The following is a 469-nucleotide window of genomic DNA, read 5'->3' on the forward strand; positions in this document are numbered from 1 at the left end:
GTAGACCATGTTTATCCATATCTAGAATCCATGATAGAAGTGTTGATTCTTCTGTATTTGATAGTTTCTGGCAATTGGCAGCTTTCTCAGAGTGTGAGGCTACACCTTGTAGCCAGCAGTGGAGGGTAGCTTCAGGAACATCAAAGGCTAGAGAAGCTGATTTTTTTGTCTTAAATTGACCATTTTTAAAAGCATTTAATGCTAATTGAATTCTGTCTTCTTTAGACTGACTGTATTCCATGGTGTAGGGGTTGAATATAGGATAATAGGAGTAAGGGGGTGAAATCCATAGAATCCGGCGCCGCTCGGTGGTCGGCGCCGCTCTATTTTGTATGTGTATGGAGCGATACAAATAGGTTTTTTAGTCCTCTATAACCTGATTAAGAAATTTTCTGTGTTTCTGAAAATCTATATATAAGTAGAGATAGTGCTGTTCTATTATACTTAATTTCTATAATTTTTTATATTG

At 36.9% G+C, this 469-nt stretch carries 1 protein-coding gene; it reads right to left on the reverse strand.

Features of this window, described 5'->3' with window-relative positions; translation table 11 throughout:
• On the reverse strand, positions 1 to 241 hold a 241-nt coding region (locus tag JS756_RS36090), incomplete at its 3' end, for a hypothetical protein (RefSeq protein WP_205387476.1).
• Between the last annotated feature and the right edge of the window lie 228 nt (positions 242 to 469).

Source organism: Streptomyces actuosus, from assembly GCF_016921115.1.
Taxonomy (GTDB): Bacteria; Actinomycetota; Actinomycetes; order Streptomycetales; family Streptomycetaceae; genus Streptomyces; species Streptomyces actuosus_A.